We start from the raw sequence: 21,606 nt of genomic DNA on the forward strand, positions 1-21,606 counted from the left end.
ACGACCCCGGCGCTCGTGCCCGGCGAGCGCACCGATGCACTTGCACTAGCAGAAGCATATGGCCAAGCTACAGCCTTTGCGATGGAGCAAGACCATCCAGCGTGGCAGTCAGCAGCCAATGATGTCAATGCCAAGGATGCGCGCATGAAGGCCATCTGCGGTGGCGGGTGATCTGCCACCCGGTCGGTGGTCGGCGCTCTTGGTGGGTGCGTGGTGGCCGGCGCGGCCCGATGCGCCGATGGCCGGGGTGACGTATTGGCGTAAGGCGGCCCAGCTCAAGCGCAACGAGGCCAACGACCTGCGCAACGAGCGATCCCTGTTAGCGGTAAACCAAGGGCGCACCGCCGACGATTTGTTGGAGCGATATTGGCGCGGCGAACAGCGACTAGCCACCATCGCGCATCAGTGCGAGGTCAAAAGCGACCAAAGCGAGCAAGTCGCGGATGCGGTGAACTATTTGCGGGATCGGCTGACCGAGATCGCACAATCCGGCAATCAGCAAATCAACCAAATCCTGGCCGGCAAAGGGCCGATAGAGGCCAAAGTTGCCGCGGTGAACGCCGTCATCGAGCAGTCGAATGCCATGGCCGACCATGTGGGAGCAACCGCGATGTCCAACATTATCGACGCGACGCAACGAGTGTTCGACGAGACCATCGGTGGTGACGCCCACACCTGGTTGCGTGACCACGGTGTAAGCCTCGACACTCCCGCGCGGCCACGCCCAGTGACCGCTGAAGACATGACTTCTATGACGGCGAACTCGCCTGCAGGATCCCCATTCGGTGCTGCTCCGTCTGCGCCCAGTCATTCGACGACAACCAGCGGCCCGCCGACAGCTCCAACACCAACATCACCATTCGGCACTGCTCCCATGGTGCTAAGTTCATCTTCAACAAGTAGCGGCCCGCCGACAGCTCCAACACCAACATCACCATTCGGCACTGCTCCCATGCCGCCCGGCCCACCCCCACCGGGTACCGTCTCACCACCCCTACCCCCCAGCGCCCCCGCCGTTGGTGTTGGTGGCCCGTCAGTACCGGCCGCTGGCATGCCACCAGCAGCGGCGGCGGCAACAGCGCCGTTATCCCCACAGTCGTTGGGCCAGTCGTTCACCACCGGGATGACGACGGGCACGCCGGCCGCGGCCGGTGCACAGGCGCTGTCGGCAGGGGCGCTGCACGCGGCAACCGAACCCCTGCCGCCACCGGCGCCACCCCCGACGACACCCACGGTCACCACACCGACAGTCGCGACCGCCACCACGGCCGGGATTCCCCACATCCCCGACAGCGCGCCGACCCCCAGCCCGGCACCGATCGCGCCACCAACCACCGACAACGCCAGCGCCATGACACCCATCGCGCCCATGGTCGCTAATGGCCCGCCAGCATCCCCGGCCCCCCCGGCCGCCGCCCCCGCGGGGCCACTGCCCGCCTACGGCGCCGACCTGCGCCCACCGGTAACCACACCCCCTGCCACGCCACCCACCCCAACCGGACCCATCTCCGGTGCCGCGGTCACACCCTCCTCACCCGCAGCAGGCGGCTCACTAATGTCACCCGTCGTCAACAAATCCACCGCACCAGCCACCACCCAGGCCCAACCCAGCAACCCAACACCACCGCTAGCCAGCGCCACCGCGGCCGCCACCACCGGCGCCGCAGCCGGAGACACCTCCCGCCGAGCCGCCGAACAACAACGCCTACGCCGCATCCTCGACACCGTCGCCCGCCAAGAACCCGGATTATCGTGGGCTGCCGGGCTACGCGACAACGGCCAAACCACCCTGCTGGTCACCGACCTCGCCAGCGGCTGGATCCCCCCACACATTCGCCTACCCGCCCACATCACCCTGCTCGAACCGGCCCCCCGACGCCGCCACGCCACCGTCACCGACCTACTGGGCACCACCACCGTAGCCGCGGCACACCACCCCCACGGCTACCTCAGCCAACCCGACCCCGACACACCCGCACTCACCGGCGACCGCACAGCACGCATCGCACCCACAATCGACGAACTCGGACCCACCCTGGTCGAAACGGTACGCCGCCACGACACACTGCCCCCCATCGCCCAAGCCGTAGTAGTGGCCGCCACCCGCAACTACGGCGTCCCCGACAACGAAACCGACCTCCTACACCACAAAACCACCGAGATCCACCAAGCCGTACTGACCACCTACCCCAACCACGACATCGCCACGGTGGTCGATTGGATGCTGTTGGCGGCGATCAACGCACTGATCGCAGGCGACCAGTCGGGGGCGAACTATCACCTTGCCTGGGCGATCGCCGCGATATCAACGAGGAGATCCAGATGACGTCAATCGAATCGCATCCCGAACAATATTGGGCGGCGGCCGGCAGGCCAGGGCCGGTGCCGCTGGCGCTGGGACCCGTTCATCCCGGTGGACCGACGCTGATCGACCTGCTGATGGCGCTGTTTGGCTTGTCCACGAACGCCGATCTGGGAGGCGCGAACGCCGACATCGAGGGAGATGACACCGATCGGCGGGCACATGCGGCCGATGCCGCGCGCAAGTTCTCGGCGAACGAGGCCAATGCGGCGGAGCAGATGCAGGGGGTGGGCGCGCAGGGAATGGCGCAGATGGCGTCAGGCATCGGCGGAGCGCTCAGCGGCGCGCTCGGCGGCGTCATGGGGCCGCTGACCCAGCTCCCGCAACAGGCGATGCAAGCCGGGCAGGGCGCCATGCAGCCGCTGATGAGTGCAATGCAACAGGCCCAAGGCGCTGACGGACTGGCGGCCGTGGACGGGGCGCGGCTGCTGGACAGCATCGGGGGCGAGCCCGGTCTTGGCAGCGGTGCAGGTGGCGGTGACGTCGGGGGCGGGGGCGCTGGCGGCACTACCCCCACCGGCTATCTGGGTCCACCACCCGTACCGACGTCGTCACCGCCGACGACTCCCGCGGGGGCACCGACCAAGTCGGCGACGATGCCCCCGCCCGGCGGCGCTTCACCTGCCTCAGCGCACATGGGTGCGGCCGGGATGCCGATGGTGCCGCCGGGCGCGATGGGCGCCCGGGGCGAAGGGAGCGGCCAAGAAAAGCCGGTCGAAAAGCGCCTGACCGCGCCTGCGGTCCCCAATGGCCAGCCGGTCAAGGGCCGCCTGACGGTGCCCCCGAGCGCACCGACCACGAAACCCACCGACGGCAAGCCCGTAGTTCGCAGGCGCATCCTGCTGCCCGAGCACAAGGACTTCGGACGCATAGCTCCCGACGAGAAGACCGATGCCGGTGAGTGACGATTCGTCGTCGGCGTTCGATCTGATTTGCGCCGAGATCGAACGCCAGTTGCGCGGCGGCGAGCTGCTCATGGATGCCGCAGCAGCATCCGAATTACTACTCACCGTGCGGTATCAGCTCGATACCCAGCCGCGGCCACTTGTCATCGTGCATGGACCGCTGTTTCAGGCCGTCAAAGCGGCCCGCGCACAGGTGTACGGACGCCTGATACAGCTGCGACACGCGCGCTGTGAGGTGCTCGATGAGCGATGGCAGCTACGGCCGACGGGTCAGCGCGATGTGCGCGCACTGCTGATCGATGTGCTGAACGTGTTGTTGGCGGCCATTACCGCCGCAGGCGTGGAACGGGCATACGCGTGCGCGGAGCGGCGGGCGATGGCCGCCGCGGTTGTCGCCAAGAATTACCGGGACGCGTTGGGTGTCGAGCTGCAGTGCAATTCCGTATGCCGAGCCGCCGCCGAGGCGATCCACGCGCTGGCGCACCGCACAGGGGCTACCGAGGATGCCGACTGCCTCCCGCCGGTTGATGTGATACACGCCGACGTTACTCGCCGCATGCATGGCGAGGTGGCGACCGACGTTGTCGCGGCCGGCGAACTGGTGATAGCGGCGCGACACTTGCTGGACCCCATGCCCAGGGGCGAGCTCAGTTACGGCCCACTCCACGAGGGGGGAAATGCGGCCCGTAAATCGGTCTATCGACGCCTGGTTCAGCTATGGCAAGCGCGCCGGGCTGTTACCGACGGTGACGTCGACCTGCGCGACGCTCGCACGCTGCTGACCGATCTGGACAGCATTTTGCGTGAGATGCGCACGGCCGCAACCATTCAACAGAGCGGAACGGCGGGCGATGGCGGCGGCGGTCGTCGCCAAGATTCGCGGCGACGCAATGGGCCTCGACGCCCAGCGCGACGCGGTACATCGCGCGGCCGCCGATGCGCTCCACGCGTTGCAATCGGTTGGCATACACCAATAGGCGACCCTTTGGCAGTTGAGGGTGTAGAGGAGATCGGCGCGTCGTTGCCGGGGCGGGAGTCGACGCCTTCCGATGATGGAGGTTCCCTACACCCATCAGGAAGACCTCGACGCGTCCATCGCCGCCGGTGGTGCGGGCTTGGCCTGTGCTGACACATGACCGCTTTCCGCCGCCTTGATTGTTGACCGGCACTGGGTTTGGGGGCGGCCGCGTCACTGTAGGTGAGTATGGGACGTGAGCGACATGTGCGACGTGGTGTCGTTCGTTGGCGCCGCCGAGCGTGTTCTGAGGGCGAGATTTCGGCCGAGCCCGGAATCTGGCCCCCCAGTTCACGCTCGGCGGTGCGGTTGGTCTCTGGGGATCAGCGCGGAGACGCTGCGCCGGTGGGCAGGTCAAGCCGAGGTCGATAGCGGTGTGGTGGCCGGCGTGTCCGCCAGCAGAAGTGGGAGCGTAAAGACCAGCGAGCTTGAGCAAACCATCGAAATACTCAAGGTCGCAACGAGTTTCTTCGCGCGGAAGTGCGACCCGCGACACCGCTGATCTGTGCGTTCGGCGACAAGCACAAGCACACCTACGGGGTCACACCGATCTGTCGGGCACTGGCCGTGCACGGCGTGCAGATCGCCTCGCGCACCTATTTCGCGGATCGCGCGGCAGCGCCTTCGAAACGCGCACTGTGGGACACCACAATCACCGAAATCCTGGCCGGCTACTACGAACCCGACGCCGAGGGCAAACGCCCACCGGAATGCCTGTACGGCAGCCTGAAGATGTGGGCGCACCTGCAGCGCCAGGGCTTCCGGTGGCCCTCTGCCACGGTGAAGACGATCATGCGGGCCAACGGTTGGCGCGGAGTGCCCCTCGCAGCGCACATCACACACCACCGAACCAGACCCGGCCGCGGCCCAGGCCCTAGACCTGGCGGGTCGGCAATGGCGGGCTTTAGCAACGAACCTGCTGGAAGCGGCCGACTTCACCTACGCGCCGATGACGTGGAGTTCCGGCTACACCGCGTTCGTGGTCGACGCCTACGCCGGTGTGATCGCGGGCTGGGAATGCTCGCTGACCAAAGACGCAGCGTTCGTCGAACGCGCATTACGCCACGGCCTTCCAGACTCACCTAGGTCACCCGTTTGGCGGAGCTATTCATCATCGCGACGCCGGAAGTCAGTATACTGCAATATATTTCGGCAAGACACCGATGCTAGCCGGGCTGCGGCCGTCGATAGGCATTGTTGGCGACGCCCTCGACAACGCCTTATGTGAAACCACGACAGGGCCCCACAGGACCGAATGCAGCCACGGCAGCCCGTTTCGTAGCGGGCCGATCCGCACCCTGGCTGACCTGGAAGACATCGCCTCGGCGTGGGTGGAGCACACCTGTCACACACAACAAGGTGTGCGAATACCCGGGAGGCTTCAACCTGCGTAGTGGGCGGAAGCGTTTCACGACGCGATCGGCTTAGCGTATGCGCGGGCCGATACCACGGGTGCACGCGATCACCTGGAACTGGTGAGTTGGCTATCGTGGTTTGGTGATTACTTGCGCTTGGGGGCTTGCCGACGGTTGCGCCGGGCGCAAGTGGGGTGCGGTTTTGCGGTTGATGGATGGTAGCTGGTGGCCCACGAGTTGAGTGCGGGTTCGGTTTTTGCCGGGTACCGGATAGAGCGGATGCTAGGTGCCGGCGGAATGGGCACCGTATATCTGGCGCGTAATCCCGATCTGCCGCGTAGCGAAGCCTTGAAAGTCCTTGCTGCGGAGTTGTCGCGTGACCTCGATTTTCGGGCACGGTTTGTCCGCGAAGCCGATGTGGCCGCGGGGTTGGATCATCCCAACATCGTGGCGGTTCATCAGCGCGGCCAGTTCGAGGGTCGGCTATGGATTGCGATGCAGTTCGTCGATGGCGGGAACGCTGAGGATGCGCTGCGGGCGGCGACCATGACCACAGCGCGGGCGGTGTACGTGATCGGCGAGGTCGCCAAGGCGCTCGACTATGCGCACCAACAAGGCGTGATACATCGCGATATCAAGCCGGCGAACTTCTTGTTGTCGCGAGCCGCTGGCGGCGATGAACGAGTGCTGCTAAGCGATTTTGGGATCGCGCGTGCGCTCGGCGACACGGGACTGACGTCCACCGGTTCGGTGCTGGCCACGTTGGCCTATGCTGCGCCGGAAGTTCTTGCAGGGCAAGGTTTTGATGGCCGGGCCGATTTGTATTCGTTGGGGTGTGCCCTATTTCGGCTCCTAACCGGTGAGGCGCCGTTTGCCGCCGGTGCTGGAGCGGCGGTGGCAGTGGTGGCGGGTCATCTGCACCAACCGCCGCCGACGGTCAGCGATCGCGTGCCAGGGCTGTCGGCGGCGATGGATGCGGTGATCGCCACTGCGATGGCCAAGGATCCCATGCGTCGGTTCACCTCAGCGGGTGAATTCGCACATGCCGCCGCCGCAGCCCTGTACGGGGGAGCCACCGACGGATGGGTGCCGCCGAGCCCCGCGCCGCACGTCATATCGCAAGGCGCCGTGCCAGGTTCGCCGTGGTGGCAGCATCCGGTCGGGTCAGTGACCGCGTTGGCCACGCCGCCCGGTCACGGTTGGCCGCCAGGCCTGCCGCCGCTGCCGAGACGACCGCGCCGCTACCGTCGGGGCGTGGCGGCGGTGGCGGCCGTGATGGTGGTGGCCGCCGCGGCCGTCACCGCGGTGACCATGACATCGCACCAACCGCGGACCGCGACGCCGCCAAGCGCTGCAGCCCTTTCTCCCACCTCGTCCAGCACAACACCACCGCAACCACCGATCGTGACAAGGTCGCGCCTACCCGGGTTGTTGCCGCCCCTTGATGACGTCAAAAACTTCGTGGGCATCCAGAACCTGGTCGCCCATGAGCCAATGCTTCAACCCCAGACTCCCAACGGGTCAATCAACCCCGCGGAGTGCTGGCCGGCGGTTGGGGGTGGCGTTCCTAGCGCCTACGACCTGGGGACCGTCATCGGCTTTTACGGGTTGACAATCGACGAGCCGCCCACCGGGACTGCCCCAAATCAAGTGGGGCAACTGATCGTGGCCTTTCGCGACGCGGCCACAGCCCAAAGGCATTTGGCCGATTTGGCGTCGATCTGGCGCCGATGCGGGGGTCGAACCGTAACACTCTTCCGTAGTGAGTGGCGAAGGCCCGTTGAACTGTCGACGAGCGTTCCCGAAGTCGTTGATGGCATCACCACCATGGTGTTGACGGCGCAGGGACCGGTGCTACGAGTCCGCGAAGACCATGCGATCGCCGCGAAGAATAATGTGCTTGTCGATGTCGACATCATGACGCCCGACACCAGCCGCGGCCAGCAGGCGGTCATCGGCATCACCAACTACATCCTCGCCAAGATACCCGGCTGAGCGCGACACCATTGGCCTAGGACACCGGCACCACGATCAACTCGTGCGGGCAGTTGTTGACAGACACAGCACCGTCCTCGGTCACGATCACGATGTCCTCGATGCGGGCGCCCCACCGGCCCGGGAAATAGATTCCCGGCTCGATGGAAAACGCCATGCCGGGAACCAACACCAGGTCATTGCCGGCGACGATATAGGGCTCCTCGTGCACGCACAGCCCGATGCCGTGCCCGGTGCGGTGCACAAAATACTCCGCGAGCCCGGCCTCGGCGAGCACGTCACGCGCGGCGGCGTCCACCTGCTCCGCTGTCACCCCTGGGCGGATGGCCTCGAACGCCGCCCGCTGGGCTCGCTGCAACATCGAATATGACTGCGCTACATCAGAATCAGGCTCGCCGATGCTGTAGGTTCGGGTGGAGTCGGAGTGGTATCCAGGCCCATACGTGCCGCCGATGTCGACGACAACGATGTCACCCTCCCGCAATTCGCGGTCCGAATATCCGTGATGCGGGTCGGCGCCGTGCGGCCCGGAACCCACGATGACGAACGCTACCTCCGAATGCCCTTCGGCGACAATTGCTTCGGCGATGTCGGCGGCTACGTCGGCTTCCGTTCGGCCCGGGACCAGAAACTCCGGCACTCGGGCATGCACTCGATCGATCGCCGCGCCGGCCTTACGCAGCGCGTCGATCTCGGTTTCCTCCTTGACCATCCGCAGCCTGCGCAGCACGTCGGTGGCCAATACCGGCAGCACACCCAGTGCGTCGGCCAGCGGCAACATGTGCAACGCCGGCATGGAATCGGTGACCGCGGTCGCTACCGGAGCTCCGCCCAACACGGCACTCACCAACCCGTAGGGGTCGTCACCGTCGACCCAATCGCACACGCGCAGACCCAATTCCGCTGCGGCGGATTGCTTGAGGGCGGCGAGCTCCAGCCGCGGCAGCACAACCGCCGGCGCACCGGCGGCCGGCAACACCAACGCGGTGAGCCGCTCGAACGTCTCCGCTCGCGACCCGATGAGGTAACACAGGTCGTAGCCGGGAGTTATCACCAGACCCGCCAGACCGGCGTCCGCCGTCGCGGCCGCCGCTAAAGCCAGCCGCCGTGCATAAACCTCGGCGTCGAATCGGCGAGAACCCATGTCAGCCAGGTTAACCGCGCGTTCGCGAGCGCTGGCAAGATAGCCCGCATGCCCGCACCCGATCCGATGCGTGGCGACCCGCCGCACCCGGCTCCGCCGCGCTTGCGATCGCCACTGGACCCAACAAGTGGCGACCCGCTGCACCCGGCTCCGCCGCGCTTGCGATCGCCACTGGACCCAACAAGTGGCGACCCGCTGCACCCGGCTCCGCCGCGCTTGCGATCGCCACTGGACCCAACAAGTGGCGACCCGCTGCACCCGGCTCCGCCGCGCTTGCGATCGCCACTGGTGCTACTGGACGGCGCCAGCATGTGGTTCCGCTCGTTCTTCGGTGTGCCATCATCGATCACCGCTCCGGATGGCCGGCCGGTCAACGCCGTACGCGGCTTCATCGACTCCATGGCGGTGGTGATCACACAGCAGCGGCCAAACCGGCTGGCGGTCTGCCTCGACTTGGATTGGCGCCCGCAGTTCCGGGTGGACCTGATCCCGTCATACAAGGCACACCGGGTGGCTGAGCCTGAGCCCAACGGCCAGCCCGACGTCGAGGAGGTGCCCGACGAGCTGACCCCGCAGGTCGACATGATCATGGAGTTACTGGACGCGTTCGGGATCGCGATGGCAGGCGCCCCGGGATTCGAAGCCGACGACGTGCTGGGCACGCTGGCAACCCGGGAGCGCCGCGACCCGGTAATCGTGGTCAGCGGAGACCGCGACCTGCTGCAAGTGGTCGCCGACGATCCGGTCCCGGTCCGGGTGCTCTACCTGGGCCGCGGCCTTGCCAAGGCCACCTTGTTCGGACCGGCCGAGGTCGCCGAGCGCTACGGGTTGCCGGCACATCGCGCCGGCGCGGCCTACGCCGAACTCGCGCTGCTGCGTGGCGATCCGTCCGACGGCCTACCCGGCGTGCCAGGCGTCGGCGAGAAGACCGCCGCTACCCTACTGGCCCGACACGGCTCGCTAGATCAGATCATGGCGGCCGCCGACGACCGCAAGACCACGATGGCCAAGGGCCTACGTACCAAACTGCTTGCCGCGTCGGCCTACATCAAGGCCGCCGACCGGGTGGTGCGGGTCGCCACCGACGCACCGGTCACGCTGTCGACACCCACCGACAGGTTCCCGCTGGTCGCAGCTGACCCGGAGCGCACCGCCGAGCTGGCGACCCGATTCGGGGTTGAATCCTCGATCGCGCGACTACAAAAAGCGCTCGACACGCTGCCCGGATGACGATTACTGTGGCCGGCCGACCTCGTAGGTGCCCTTGTTGTCCTGGAAGGTCACGGTCACGCGCTTTGAGGTGCCGTCGATGCTCACCGTGCATTCGAAGGTGGCGCCCTTTTTGACCGTGGGGTCTGAACCGTTGTTGCACTTGACGTCTTTGACGTTCTTGGCGCCGTACCCCGTGGTCTCATCGGTGAGAACCTGCTGCACACCGGCCTGCGCCTTAATGACGTCCAGCTTGGTGGTGACGAAGAATCCGGGTGCCCAGAAGCCGAGTATTAGAACCGCGCCGATGAACAGCACGGCCATCACGGCGATCACGCCGCCGATCACCGCAACCGAACGCTTCGACCCCTGACCCGACTGGCCATACGGGCCGTATTGCCCGGGGTACTGACCGGGCGGTGCGTACTGGCCGGGCTGGCCGTACTGTCCCGGCTGGCCATATTGGCCCGGCTGCTGGTATTGGCCGTACTGACCGGGCACGCCGAGCTGGGTGGGCTGTGCACCGAACTGTTCGGGCTGCGCATAGCCGGGTGTGGGCTGCGGGTACTGCTGCGGGTACGCCGGGTCAGCCGGCTGTTGGTACTGCGGTGTGTACGCCGGGGCCTGCCACGTCGCCTCCTGGGTCGGCTGCTGCTGCCAGGGATATCCCGCGGCCACGGTGGGGTCCGAGGAATGGTCGGCGCCCTGGCCGGGCGGCTGCCACGGCTGCCTTGGGTCCGATCCCTGCGGTCCGCTCATCGCTTCTCCTCAGTCTGTGTTAACCGTAACTCTGGCCCAGCCTACCCGGCGTCAACCGCGACGACGCCGCGCCGAATGTCACCGATAGCGCGCTTTGCGGTAGCCCGCAGTTCGGGGTTGGGCGCAGCGTTACGAACTTGGTCCAGCAGATCGAGCACCTGACGGCACCAACGCACGAAATCCCCTGCCAATAACGGTGATCCGCTGCCGTTCACGTCGGCAGCGGCCAATGCCGCCGCTAGATCACCGGTTCGCGACCAGCGGTAGATGACTCTGACAAAGCCATCGTCGGGTTCGCGACTCGGGGTGATGCGGTGTGCCTGCTCGTCGGCGCGCAATGTCGTGGACAGCCTTGATGTCTGAGTCAGAGCCTGCCGTAACCGCGGTGTGGGCACATCGGCTCCGAACGGGGCGCCCTGGCCGTCACCACCGCGCGTCTCGTAGACCACCGCCGACACCACCCCCGCCAATTCGGCCGGCTTTAAACCCTCCCACGCACCTGTACGTAGGCACTCGGCCACCAACAGGTCGCTCTCGCTGTAAATCCGCGCCAGCAGCCGGCCGTCGTCGGTGACCACGGGATCAGTGGCCGGGCCATCGATGAACTCCCGTTCGGTGAGCAGCCCGACGAATCGGTCGAACGTGCGGGCCAACGAGTTGGTGGCGGCGGCGACCTTCCTCTCTAATTGCGCGTTGTCGCGTTCGATGCGTAAGTAACGCTCGGCCTGGCGGATCTGGTCCTCGAGCCCGGGCGAGGTATGCACCGGATGACGGCGCAATTGTTCGCGCGACGACTCCAGCTCCGGATCGTGAAACCCGCCGGCCTCGCTGACGCGCCGGGCGGCTGGAATAACCAGACCCGCGGCTGCCGATCGCAGCGCCGAGGCCAGGTCACGCCGGACCCGCGGCTGGCGGTGCTCCACCCGCTTGGGCAGCGTCATCGACCCCACCGGCGTCGTGCCCGAGTAGTCGGCCGAGGAGATCCGTCCCGCCCATCGGTGTTCGGTTAGCACCAGCGGACGCGGGTCGTCGCGGTCGCGGGCTGATTCCAGGACGACGGCCAGACCACCGCGGCGGCCGTGGGTGATGGTGATGATGTCACCGCGGCGCAGCGCGGCCAGCGCATCGGTGGCCGCCTGCCGTCGCTGTAACCGCGACGCGCGGGCCTGCGCACGTTCCAGCTCGGACACCCGCGCGCGCAATCGAGCGTATTCGAGGATGGGCGCATCAGATCCGCCCAGTTCGGCTGCGATCTCGCCGAGTATCCTGTTGCCCCGCTCAATTCCGCGGACCAGTCCGACCACGGATCGGTCGGCCTGATATTGGGCGAACGACTGCTCGAGCAGTCGGTGCGCCTGTTGCGGACCCATCCGGTGCACCAGGTTGATCGTCATGTTGTACGACGGGGCAAACGAGCTGCGCAGCGGAAAGGTGCGGGTGGAGGCCAGGCCCGCCACCTCGGACGGTTCAATTTCCGGGTGCCAGATCACCACCGCGTGACCCTCGACGTCGATACCGCGCCGGCCGGCGCGACCGGTCAGTTGGGTGTACTCCCCCGGCGTCAGCGGCATGTGCTGCTCACCGTTGAACTTCACCAGCCGCTCCAGCACCACCGTGCGGGCCGGCATGTTGATACCGAGCGCCAGAGTCTCGGTGGCGAATACAGCCTTGACCAAACCGGCGGTGAACAGCTCCTCCACCGTGTGCCGGAAGGCCGGCAACATGCCCGCGTGGTGGGCGGCCAGACCGCGCAGTAACCCTTCCCGCCATTCGTAGTAGCCGAGTACCGCCAGGTCGGAGTCGGCCAGGTCACCGCAGCGGTGGTCGATCACCTCGGCGATCCGTGCGCGCTCCTCTTCGCTGGTCAACCGCAGCGGTGACCGCAGGCATTGGGTGACCGCGGCGTCACAACCGGCCCGGGAGAACACGAAGGTGATCGCCGGCAACAGCCCTTCAGCGTCGAGTTTGGCGATCACCTCGGGTCGGCCGGGTGGCCGGTAGAAGCCGGGCCGGCCCGAGCCTCGGCGCCGAGGCTGCCAATCGGCCATCCGGTCGGCCTCACGGCGATGCGCGATGTGGCGCAGCAACTCGCGGTTGACTTGGGGCTGCCCTTCGGCTTCGCCGATCCGGTAATCGAACAGGTCGAACATGCGCTTGCCCACCAAGACGTGTTGCCACAACGGCACCGGCCGATGCTCGTCGACCACCACCGTGGTGTCGCCCCGCACCGTCTGGATCCAACCGCCGAACTCCTCGGCGTTGCTCACCGTCGCCGACAGGCTGACCACCCGCACGTCGTCGGGCAGTTGCAGGATCACCTCCTCCCACACCGGACCCCGCATCCGGTCGGCGAGGAAATGCACCTCATCCATCACCACATAGGAAAGCCCCTGCAGCGCAGGCGAATCCGCGTAGAGCATGTTGCGCAGCACTTCGGTGGTCATCACCACCACCGGCGCGTTGCCGTTGACCGACAGGTCACCGGTCAGCAGCCCGATCTGGTCACGGCCGTAGCGTGCTGTGAGATCGGTGTGCTTTTGGTTGCTCAGGGCTTTCAGCGGCGTGGTGTAGAAACATTTACTGCCGGCCGCCAGCGCCAGGTGCACGGCGAACTCGCCGACCACCGTCTTGCCAGCGCCGGTCGGCGCGCACACCAGCACACCGTGGCCGCGTTCCAGCGCGCTGCAAGCCCGCTGCTGAAAGTCGTCGAGCGAGAACGGTAGTTCCGCGGTGAACCGGTCCAGCTCGGCCAGCTCAGTCACGTCGCCGCCGCCTCGCCAGTTGACCGCGCCCGCTCGCGGCTAGCGGGCCTACGTGACGTCGTCATGAGATCCGATGACCGATGGCGCCGGCACCGGCGAGGGCGGGTCGATGACCGAAGCTTCGTCGTCGGGAATCGCGGCTTCGCGCTTGGCTTTTCGCTTGTCATGCACGCGGGCGATCTGAATGGCGAGCTCTAGCAGCACGGTCAACGCCGCACCGAGCGCGGTCATCGAGAACGGATCGGATCCGGGCGTGAAGATCGCCGCGAAGACGAACATCGCAAAGATCAACCCGCGCCGCCAAGACTTGAGCCGCTCATAGGTCAGCAGGCCCGCCAGGTTCAGCATCACGATCAGCAGGGGGAATTCGAAGCTGACCCCGAACACCACCAGCAGGTTGAGCAGAAAGCCAAAGTAGCGGTCGCCAGACAGCGCGGTCACCTGCACGTCGCTGCCGACGGTCAACAAAAAGCCCAACGCCTTGGACAACACCAGGTAGGCCAGTACGGCACCGGCGACGAACAGCACCGCTGCTGGGATCACGAAGGCCACCGCGAAGCGGCGCTCCCTCTGGTAGAGACCAGGCGTGATGAACGCCCACAGCTGGTAGAACCACACCGGGCAAGCCAGCACAATGCCGGCGGCCATCCCGACCTTGAGCCGCAACATGAACTGGTCGAACGGCGCGGTGGCCAACAAACGGCACTCTCCGTCGGCGCTGATATCCGCCCGGGCCGACTGCGGCAGGGCACAGTAGGGATGCCGCAGCCACTCTCCGAGGCTGTCCAACCCGAAAATCGAATGCGAATACCAGACGAACCCGAAGATTGTGGTGACCAAGATCGCGGCCAGGGAGATCAGCAACCTGGTGCGTAACTCGGTCAGGTGGTCGACCAGCGACATCGTCGCGTCAGGATTGACGCGGCTGCGCCTGTTACGTGGGTTGAGCCGTTTGAGAAGACCGGCGGCGCGCACTGAAGCGACGCCCGAGCTAAGCCGGCCGAGCCTCGGTGCTGTCTTGACCAGACGCCGCTGAGGGGTCGACACGCTGCGATTGCACCGGCGTGGGGGTCTCGATAGACGCTTCCGCTTTGTTCTCGTTCTGCAGTTCACGGACCTCGGACTTAAAGATTCGCAATGACTTGCCCAACGAGCGCGCCGCATCGGGGAGCTTCTTGGCACCGAACAACACGATCACCACGACAGCGAGGATCGCCCAATGCCACGGACTCAGACTGCCCACTTTGATTACCTCCAGACGTTGACCCGATGCTACCGCAGCGGCCGCGGCACCCGGAGATTTCGCGCCGTCACGGCGGCGCAGCTGCCTGGTATGCATCCAGCGCGGCCGTCGCGGCGTCGCGAACCCGCTGAGCGAGCGACTCCGGCGCCAGAACGCGCACGTCCGAACCGAAGCCCAGCAATAGGCGCGTCATCCAATCCTCAGAGGCGTAGGTCATGGCCACCTCACAGGAGCCGTCCGGCAGCTGTCGTAGCTCCCGAATCGGGTAGTACTCCAGCATCCACGAGGCCGACGGTGCCACCCGCAACGTCGCCGACGGCAGCGATAGGTCACCGTCGAACAGCGACGTGTCCGGTGGCGCCTGCCGTGCCGATTCCGGCGGAACCGCGGGCTCGCCCAACTCGGCGGCATCGACAATCCGGTCGAAACGGAACAGGCGAACCCCTTCGGCCTCACGCGACCAGGCCTCCAAATAGCTGTGCCCGCCGATCAACAGCACCCGGATGGGATCCACGATCCGAGTGGTGAGGGTGTCATGCGACGCGGCGTAATAGTCGATGGTCAGCGCCCGACTGTTCCGCACCGCGGCCCGTACGGCCGCGGCGGCCGGGCTTTCTGTGGGTGCCTGTTCGGCAACGGCGGCCACCGCGCCGGCCGCGGCGGCGATCTTGGCGATGGCGCTGCGCGCCGCCTGCGGGTCAACCACGCCGGGAATGTCCGCTAGCGCCCGCAACGCCACCAGCAGCCCGGTGGCCTCCGGCGATGTGAGCTTTAACGGCCGGTCGATGCCCGCCGAGAACGTCACCTCGATGGTGTCACCGCAGAATTCGAAGTCGATGAGGTCACCCGGGGAATAGCCCGGAAGGCCGCACATCCACAGCTGGTTGAGGTCCTCCTCCAGCTGCTTGGCGGTGACACCCAGCTCGGCGGCGGCCTCGGCGCGGGTGATCCGGGGGTTGGCCTGGAAGTACGGCACCATGTTGAGCAGCCGCACCAGCCGGGTGGACAGGGCGCTCATGCCAGTGCTCCGGCTTGCGCGCGTAGTCGGGCCAGCACATCGTCGCGCAGAGACCCGGGCTGCAGCACGATTGCGTCGGCCCCATAGCCGGTGATCTCACGCGCCAGCCGGTCGCTGGATCGAATCTCAAGCTCGATCACCTCGCCATCGCGACCACCAAGTTGTCGCGGCCCGGCGGACCGCCCGGCACGTCGCAACGCGGTGGCCCGACCCTCGGCTACCCATACCGTGGCTTGCTCACCGGTCGGCACCTCCGTCACCTTCTGCGCCACGATGCTGCGTAGGTCCACACCGGCAGGCACGGTGGTTGCGCCGGCCGGCCCGATTGGCGTCACCTGCGCTCCGATCCGGGACAGCCGGAAGACGCGGGTTGCATCCCGGTCGCGGTCGTGGCCGACCAGATACCAGCGGCCCTTCTCGGTAACCACACCCCACGGCTCGACGGTCCGAACGGTGTACGGCTCTGCGCGCGACGATCGATGAGAGAACTGCACCACCTGCCCGGAATCGATGGCCGACAACAAGATTCCGAGAACGTCCTCAGAGCCGCGCAGTCCCGAAACGGCCGCCGCCGACGCGATGGCCACCGGTGCCCCGGTATCCAAGGGATCGACGTCCACCCCGGCGGCCCGCAGCTTCAGCAACGCGCCCTGGGTCGCGGTGATCAACTCCGGTGACTCCCACAGCTGGGTGGCGACGGCTACCGCGGCCGCCTCATCCGGGGTCAGCTCGACAGGCGACAGGGCGTAGGCGTCGCGGTTGATGCGATAGCCCTCGGTGGGCTCCAACGCCGAGACCCTGCCGACCTCGAGCGGAATGCCGAGGTCACGCAGCTCGTTCTTGTCGCGCTCGAACATCCGGGAGAACGCCTCAACGCTGGGGCTGTCCGAATAGCCTGCCACGCTGGACCTGATCTTCTCCGCAGTGATGTAGCCACGAGTGGACAGCAAGGCTATGACGAGATTGACCAGCCGTTCGACTTTCGAGGTCGCCATTGGTGGTGCTACATGCTCGCGATCAGCCGCTTAACCCGCTCATCGACCGCCCGGAACGGGTCTTTGCACAGCACGGTGCGCTGCGCCTGGTCGTTGAGTTTGAGATGTACCCAGTCGACGGTGAAATCACGTCCCGCCTCCTGCGCGGCGCTGATGAACTCACCGCGCAGCCGGGCCCGGGTGGTCTGTGGGGGCTGATCGACGGCCTCCGCGATTTCTTCGTCGGTGGTGACGCGCGCGGCCAACCCTTTGCGCTGCAGGAGATCAAAGATCCCGCGTCCGCGCTTGATGTCGTGGTAGGCCAGATCCAGCTGAGCGATCTTCGGGTGGGACAACTCCATGTCATAGCGGTCCTGATAACGCTGAAACAGCTTGCGTTTGATCACCCAGTCGATTTCGGTGTCGACCTTGGCGAAATCCTGGCTTTCGACGGCATCGAGTTGGCGGCCCCACAGGTCGACGACCTGCTCGATCTGCGCGTTGGGCTCCCGAGTCTGCAAGTGCTCGACTGCGCGGGTGTAGTACTCCCGCTGGATGTCCAGCGCGCTGGCCTGACGGCCTCCGGCCAACCGCACCGGCCGGCGACCGGTGACATCATGGCTAACCTCACGGATGGCGCGGATCGGGTTATCCAGGGAAAAATCACGGAAGGCGACTCCACTTTCGATCATTTCCAGCACGAGCGCCGCGGTGCCCACCTTGAGCATGGTGGTGGTCTCGGACATGTTGGAGTCGCCGACGATGACGTGCAGCCGCCGGTACTTCTCGGCGTCGGCATGTGGCTCGTCGCGGGTGTTGATAATGGGGCGGGATCGGGTCGTGGCGCTAGAGACGCCCTCCCAAATGTGTTCGGCGCGTTGGCTTAAGCAGTAGGTGGCGGCCTTGGGGGTCTGCAGCACCTTGCCGGCCCCGCAGATCAGCTGGCGGGTGACCAGGAAGGGCAGCAGCACGTCGGAGATCCGGGAGAACTCACCGGCCCGCACGATCAGGTAGTTTTCGTGGCAGCCGTAGGAGTTGCCCGCCGAATCGGTGTTGTTCTTGAACAGGTAGATGTCGCCGCCGATGCCCTCGTCGGCCAGCCGCTGCTCGGCGTCAACGAGCAGGTCTTCCAGCACCCATTCACCGGCCCGGTCATGGGTGACCAGCTGCACCAGGCTGTCGCATTCGGCGGTGGCGTACTCGGGATGACTGCCCACGTCGAGATACAGGCGCGCACCGTTACGCAGGAAGACGTTGGAGCTGCGGCCCCAGGACACCACACGGCGAAACAGGTAGCGGGCCACCTCGTCCGGGGACAGCCGACGGTGACCGTGAAATGTGCAGGTGACACCGAACTCGGTTTCGATGCCCATGATTCGACGCTGCACGTATTTGAGGGTACTGGTTGTTGGTTGGCGGCGGCGCGATAGCCACGCCCGTTACCCGTCCGGGCCGGACGGGCCGGGGACTCCGAACAGCAGCCCGCCGGTGCCGCCGCTGCCGCCGGGCCCCGCGGCCCCGTCCGGAGTACCGGGTCCGCCGGCGGCGCCAGCCCCACCGGCGCCACCGTCGCCGAACAAGATGGCGGTGCCGCCGTGCCCGCCGACACCGCCCGGCCCGCCGGGCGAGGTGGTGTTCATGCCGGGCCCCCCTTGGCCGGCGGCCCCGCCGGCGCCACCGTTGCCGTACCACACGCCGCCGTTGCCACCGCTGCCGCCGGGGTTGCCCGCGCCCCCGACGCCACCGCTGCTGACCGAGCCAGGCGCGCCGCTCCCGCCGCTACCGCCGGCACCACCGTTGCCGATGAGCCGCGCGCTGCCGCCGTTGCCGGCGTTGGTGGAGCCAATAAATGGCAGCCCCCCATTACCGCCGTCGCCGCCGCCGCCGCCATCGCCGTACAGCCACCCGCCGACCCCACCGTCGCCGCCGCGACTACCTACCTGGAACAGGCGCGCACCGAGCCCTGGGTCGCCGCCGTTGCCGCCGCCGCCGCCGCCGACACCAATCAGCCCCGCGTCGCCGCCCCGGCCACCGCTGCCGCCCAACCCGGCGAAACCGTCGCTGGAGACGCCGGTACCTGCATCGCCACCGTTGCCGCCGGAACCGGCCGCCCCTCCATTGCCGTACAGCAGCCCGCCGGCGCCACCGAACTGGCCGAAGCCGCCACTGCCGCCACTGCCGCCGGCCTTGCCGCTCCCGCCGTGCCCACCGTCCCCACCGTTTCCGCCGGCACCGCCGTGACCGATCAGCCCCGCCCGTCCACCCAAACCGCCATCGCCTCCCCCGCCGCCAGCACCGAGGTCTCCCACACCGTTGTCACCGGTACCGCCGACTCCCCCGGCACCCCCGTTGCCCAGCAGCAATCCGCCCAGGCCGCCATTGCCTCCTGCACCGCCGGGCGCACCGTTGCCGCCCCTGCCGCCGTTGCCGATCAGCCCCGCTGACCCGCCGGCTCCCCCGGCAACCCCGGGGCTCGTGCTGTCGCCACCGTTGCCGCCGTTGCCCCACAAGATGCCGCCGTCCCCGCCGGGCTGTCCCACCGGACCACTGGCCCCGTCGGCGCCGTCGCCGACCAGCGGACGCCCCAGCAGCGTCTGGGTGGGCGCGTTCACCGCGTTCAGCAGGTTCTGCTGCGCGTTGGCAATCTCGGCGCTCGCATATGAACCTCCACCGGCGTTAAGCAGTTGGACGAACCGGTCATGAAACGCCGCCGCCTGGGCGCTGACCGCTTGATAGCTCTGGCCTGGGCGCCAAATAGCGCCGCTATGCCCGCCGACACCTCATCGGCGGCGGGCGCCAACGCCCCCGTCGTCGGGACCGCCGCCGCCGCGTTCGCTGCCCTGATGGTCGAACGGATGGCCGCTAAATCCGTGGCCGCAGCCAGCAATGCCTCCGGGCTCGCAATCACAAACGACATTGCGCACCTCCCACCAACCCGCGATAACCCGGCTGCGCCGGAACCGTCGATGCGTATGGCAGGAATATCGTATTGCGATCCCCCACCCTCAGTCGGGGTGTTCGCCAGATTCGTCGCAGCTCAGCGCTGCGCCGGCGCCAGCATTGGCGATGGCTGGTGGTTAACGCGAGTGGTCGAAGGTGATGGCCGGGGCACTGTTCGAACCGTCGTTCGCCGCAGCGCACCCAGCGGGGCTTCTCAGACGACCCGTGACGCGAACCGTCGTGCTGTCGGTGGCCGCTACTAGTATCGCACACATGTTCGAGATATCGCTGCCGGACCCGACGGAGCTGTGCCGATCCGATGATGGCGCGCTGGTGGCCGCGATCGAGGACTGCGCTCGTGTGGAGGCGGCTGCGAGCGCCCGGCGGTTGTCGGCGATCGCCGAGCTGACCGGCCGGCGCACCGGCGCGGACCAGCGGGCCGACTGGGCGTGTGACTTCTGGGACTGCGCGGCCGCGGAGGTGGCTGCGGCGTTGACTATCAGCCACGGCAAAGCCTCCGGACAAATGCATCTGAGCCTTGCCCTGAACCGGCTGCCCCAGGTGGCGGCGTTGTTTTTGGCCGGGCATCTTGGTGCGCGGCTTTTCTCGATCATCGCCTGGCGGACCTACCTCGTTCGCGACCCGCACGCACTGAGTCTGCTCGATGCCGCCCTGGCCGAACACGCCGGCGCGTGGGGGCCGCTGTCGGCCCCCAAACTGGAAAAGGCCATCGACTCCTGGATCGATCGCTACGATCCCGGGGCGCTGCGGCGCAGCCGTATCTCGGCCCGCACCCGCGACCTATGCATCGGTGATCCCGATGAGGACGCCGGCACCGCCGCGCTGTGGGGCCGGCTGTATGCCACCGACGCCGCGATGCTGGATCGCCGGCTCACCGAGATGGCCCACGGCGTGTGCGAGGATGACCCGCGCACCCTGGCCCAGCGCCGCGCCGACGCGCTGGGCGCGCTGGCCGCCGGCGCCGACCACCTGGCGTGCGGCTGCGGCAAGCCCGACTGCCCCTCCGGTGCCGGCAACGACGAGCGGGCCGCCGGTGTGGTCATCCACGTCGTCGCCGACGCCTCAGCACTTGACGCACAACCCGACCCACACCTATCCGGCGACGAACCCCCTTCGCGGCCCCTCACCCCGGAGACGACCCTGTTCGAGGCGTTGACACCCGACCCCGAACCCGATCCCCCCGCCACCCACGCGCCGGCCGAGCTGATCACCACCGGCGGCGGTGTGGTGCCCGCGCCGCTGCTGGCCGAACTCATCCGGGGTGGGGCCACCATCAGCCAAGTGCGCCATCCCGGCGATCTCGCAGCAGAGCCGCACTACCGGCCGTCGGCCAAGCTGGCTGAATTCGTCCGGATGCGGGATTTGACGTGCCGGTTTCCCGGGTGTGACGTGCCCGCCGAGTTTTGTGATATCGACCATTCGGCGCCCTGGCCGTTGGGGCCGACGCATCCATCAAATCTGAAGTGCGCGTGTAGAAAACACCACCTTTTGAAAACTTTCTGGACGGGCTGGCGGGATGTGCAGTTACCCGATGGCACGGTCATCTGGACCGCGCCCAACGGCCACACCTACACTACCCATCCCGGCAGCCGCATCTTCTTTCCCACCTGGCACACCACCACCGCCGAACTACCCCAAACATCAACGGCAGCAGTCAACGTCGACGCACGCGGCCTGATGATGCCGCGACGGCGCCGGACCCGAGCCGCCGAGCTGGCCCACCGCATCAACGCCGAACGCGCCCTCAACGACGCGTACATGGCCGAACGCAACAAGCCACCATCGTTCTGATGGGCGGCTATTCCCACCTCATGTCAAACACCCCTTCTGGATGTCACGCCCCTTCTGGACACCACCGACGAGTTCTCGTGTCGCCGCACCTATCCAAGAAGACCAACCGCTAC

General features: G+C 67.0%; 16 protein-coding genes, 2 pseudogenes and 3 other annotated features. Of the genes and pseudogenes, 8 read left to right on the top strand and 10 right to left on the bottom strand.

Annotated elements, in window-relative coordinates:
* Window positions 1-160: 160 nt before the first annotated feature.
* From Rv2082 to pknJ, 6 genes are all read left to right on the top strand, one after another.
* Window positions 161-2,326 (top strand): hypothetical protein, encoded by a 2,166-nt coding sequence (locus Rv2082; protein NP_216598.1) that lies wholly within the window; start codon window positions 161-163, stop codon window positions 2,324-2,326.
* The gene (locus tag Rv2083; RefSeq protein ID NP_216599.1) at window positions 2,323-3,267 is read left to right on the top strand and encodes a hypothetical protein; all 945 of its coding nucleotides are present in this window, start codon (window positions 2,323-2,325) and stop codon (window positions 3,265-3,267) included. Before Rv2082 ends, Rv2083 begins: the two co-directional genes overlap by 4 nt.
* Window positions 3,260-4,396, top strand: coding sequence for a hypothetical protein (locus Rv2084; protein NP_216600.1), 1,137 nt, complete (start codon window positions 3,260-3,262; stop codon window positions 4,394-4,396). Before Rv2083 ends, Rv2084 begins: the two co-directional genes overlap by 8 nt.
* Window positions 4,394-5,862 (top strand) — a mobile genetic element (IS1556, len: 1469 nt. Possible Insertion sequence-like region. This region is a possible MT-complex-specific genomic island (See Becq et al.,2007).). It overlaps the preceding gene by 3 nt.
* The gene (locus Rv2085; RefSeq protein ID NP_216601.1) at window positions 4,479-4,784 is read left to right on the top strand and encodes a hypothetical protein; all 306 of its coding nucleotides are present in this window, start codon (window positions 4,479-4,481) and stop codon (window positions 4,782-4,784) included. Its footprint overlaps the feature before it by 306 nt.
* Entirely contained in the window at window positions 4,763-5,368 is a 606-nt protein-coding gene (locus tag Rv2086) for a hypothetical protein (protein ID NP_216602.2), read from the top strand. It lies within the feature at window positions 4,394-5,862. Before Rv2085 ends, Rv2086 begins: the two co-directional genes overlap by 22 nt.
* The gene (gene pknJ, locus Rv2088) at window positions 5,863-7,632 is read left to right on the top strand and encodes a transmembrane serine/threonine-protein kinase PknJ (RefSeq protein NP_216604.1); all 1,770 of its coding nucleotides are present in this window, start codon (window positions 5,863-5,865) and stop codon (window positions 7,630-7,632) included.
* A gap of 16 nt (window positions 7,633-7,648) precedes the next feature.
* Here pknJ and pepE read toward each other — a convergent pair whose 3' ends face one another.
* The gene (gene pepE / locus Rv2089c) at window positions 7,649-8,776 is read right to left on the bottom strand and encodes a dipeptidase PepE (RefSeq protein NP_216605.1); all 1,128 of its coding nucleotides are present in this window, start codon (window positions 8,774-8,776) and stop codon (window positions 7,649-7,651) included.
* Between the two features lie 48 nt (window positions 8,777-8,824).
* On the opposite strand from pepE, the gene Rv2090 reads away from it, so the two are divergent.
* The gene (locus Rv2090; protein ID NP_216606.1) at window positions 8,825-10,006 is read left to right on the top strand and encodes a 5'-3' exonuclease; all 1,182 of its coding nucleotides are present in this window, start codon (window positions 8,825-8,827) and stop codon (window positions 10,004-10,006) included.
* Window positions 10,007-10,009: 3 nt separating this feature from the next.
* On the opposite strand, the gene Rv2091c is transcribed toward Rv2090, so the two are convergent.
* The 9 genes and pseudogenes from Rv2091c to PE21 form a co-directional block, all read right to left on the bottom strand.
* The gene (locus Rv2091c) at window positions 10,010-10,744 is read right to left on the bottom strand and encodes a membrane protein (RefSeq protein NP_216607.1); all 735 of its coding nucleotides are present in this window, start codon (window positions 10,742-10,744) and stop codon (window positions 10,010-10,012) included.
* Between the two features lie 41 nt (window positions 10,745-10,785).
* The gene (gene helY / locus Rv2092c) at window positions 10,786-13,506 is read right to left on the bottom strand and encodes an ATP-dependent DNA helicase HelY (RefSeq protein NP_216608.1); all 2,721 of its coding nucleotides are present in this window, start codon (window positions 13,504-13,506) and stop codon (window positions 10,786-10,788) included.
* Window positions 13,507-13,554: 48 nt separating this feature from the next.
* Window positions 13,555-14,481, bottom strand: coding sequence for a Sec-independent protein translocase transmembrane protein TatC (gene tatC / locus Rv2093c; RefSeq protein ID NP_216609.1), 927 nt, complete (start codon window positions 14,479-14,481; stop codon window positions 13,555-13,557).
* 16 nt (window positions 14,482-14,497) lie between these two features.
* Window positions 14,498-14,749, bottom strand: coding sequence for a Sec-independent protein translocase membrane-bound protein TatA (tatA, locus tag Rv2094c; protein NP_216610.1), 252 nt, complete (start codon window positions 14,747-14,749; stop codon window positions 14,498-14,500).
* Between the two features lie 67 nt (window positions 14,750-14,816).
* Window positions 14,817-15,767, bottom strand: a complete 951-nt coding sequence (gene pafC / locus Rv2095c; RefSeq protein ID NP_216611.1) for a proteasome accessory factor C — start codon at window positions 15,765-15,767, stop codon at window positions 14,817-14,819.
* On the bottom strand, window positions 15,764-16,762 hold the full coding sequence (pafB, locus tag Rv2096c) for a proteasome accessory factor B (RefSeq protein NP_216612.1): 999 nt from the start codon (window positions 16,760-16,762) through the stop codon (window positions 15,764-15,766). The genes pafC and pafB overlap by 4 nt, the downstream gene beginning before the upstream one ends.
* An 8-nt stretch (window positions 16,763-16,770) precedes the next feature.
* Window positions 16,771-18,129 (bottom strand): proteasome accessory factor PafA, encoded by a 1,359-nt coding sequence (gene pafA, locus Rv2097c; RefSeq protein NP_216613.1) that lies wholly within the window; start codon window positions 18,127-18,129, stop codon window positions 16,771-16,773.
* A gap of 51 nt (window positions 18,130-18,180) precedes the next feature.
* Window positions 18,181-19,485: a sequence feature (Member of the Mycobacterium tuberculosis PE family, PGRS subfamily of ala-, gly-rich proteins), on the bottom strand.
* Window positions 18,181-19,485, bottom strand: a pseudogene (PE_PGRS36, locus tag Rv2098c). (Overlaps the previous feature by 1,305 nt.)
* Window positions 19,485-19,658 (bottom strand) — a sequence feature (Member of the Mycobacterium tuberculosis PE family, PGRS subfamily of ala-, gly-rich proteins). (Overlaps the previous pseudogene by 1 nt.)
* Window positions 19,485-19,658, bottom strand: a pseudogene (gene PE21 / locus Rv2099c). Its footprint overlaps the feature before it by 174 nt. Before PE21 ends, PE_PGRS36 begins: the two co-directional pseudogenes overlap by 1 nt.
* A 182-nt stretch (window positions 19,659-19,840) precedes the next feature.
* Here PE21 and Rv2100 point away from each other — a divergent pair.
* Window positions 19,841-21,493 (top strand): hypothetical protein, encoded by a 1,653-nt coding sequence (locus Rv2100; RefSeq protein ID NP_216616.1) that lies wholly within the window; start codon window positions 19,841-19,843, stop codon window positions 21,491-21,493.
* The last annotated feature ends 113 nt before the right edge of the window (window positions 21,494-21,606 follow it).

It is taken from the genome of Mycobacterium tuberculosis H37Rv, assembly GCF_000195955.2.
Classification (GTDB): Bacteria; Actinomycetota; Actinomycetes; order Mycobacteriales; family Mycobacteriaceae; genus Mycobacterium; species Mycobacterium tuberculosis.

Coding starts and splice junctions, on each gene's coding strand:
- pepE (NP_216605.1), bottom strand. CDS start 8,776: ATGGGTTCTCGCCGATTCGACGCCGAGGTTTATGCACGGCGGCTGGCT.
- Rv2090 (NP_216606.1), top strand. CDS start 8,825: ATGCCCGCACCCGATCCGATGCGTGGCGACCCGCCGCACCCGGCTCCG.
- pafB (NP_216612.1), bottom strand. CDS start 16,762: ATGGCGACCTCGAAAGTCGAACGGCTGGTCAATCTCGTCATAGCCTTG.
- Rv2091c (NP_216607.1), bottom strand. CDS start 10,744: ATGAGCGGACCGCAGGGATCGGACCCAAGGCAGCCGTGGCAGCCGCCC.
- pafC (NP_216611.1), bottom strand. CDS start 15,767: ATGAGCGCCCTGTCCACCCGGCTGGTGCGGCTGCTCAACATGGTGCCG.
- Rv2100 (NP_216616.1), top strand. CDS start 19,841: ATGGCCGGGGCACTGTTCGAACCGTCGTTCGCCGCAGCGCACCCAGCG.
- Rv2083 (NP_216599.1), top strand. CDS start 2,323: ATGACGTCAATCGAATCGCATCCCGAACAATATTGGGCGGCGGCCGGC.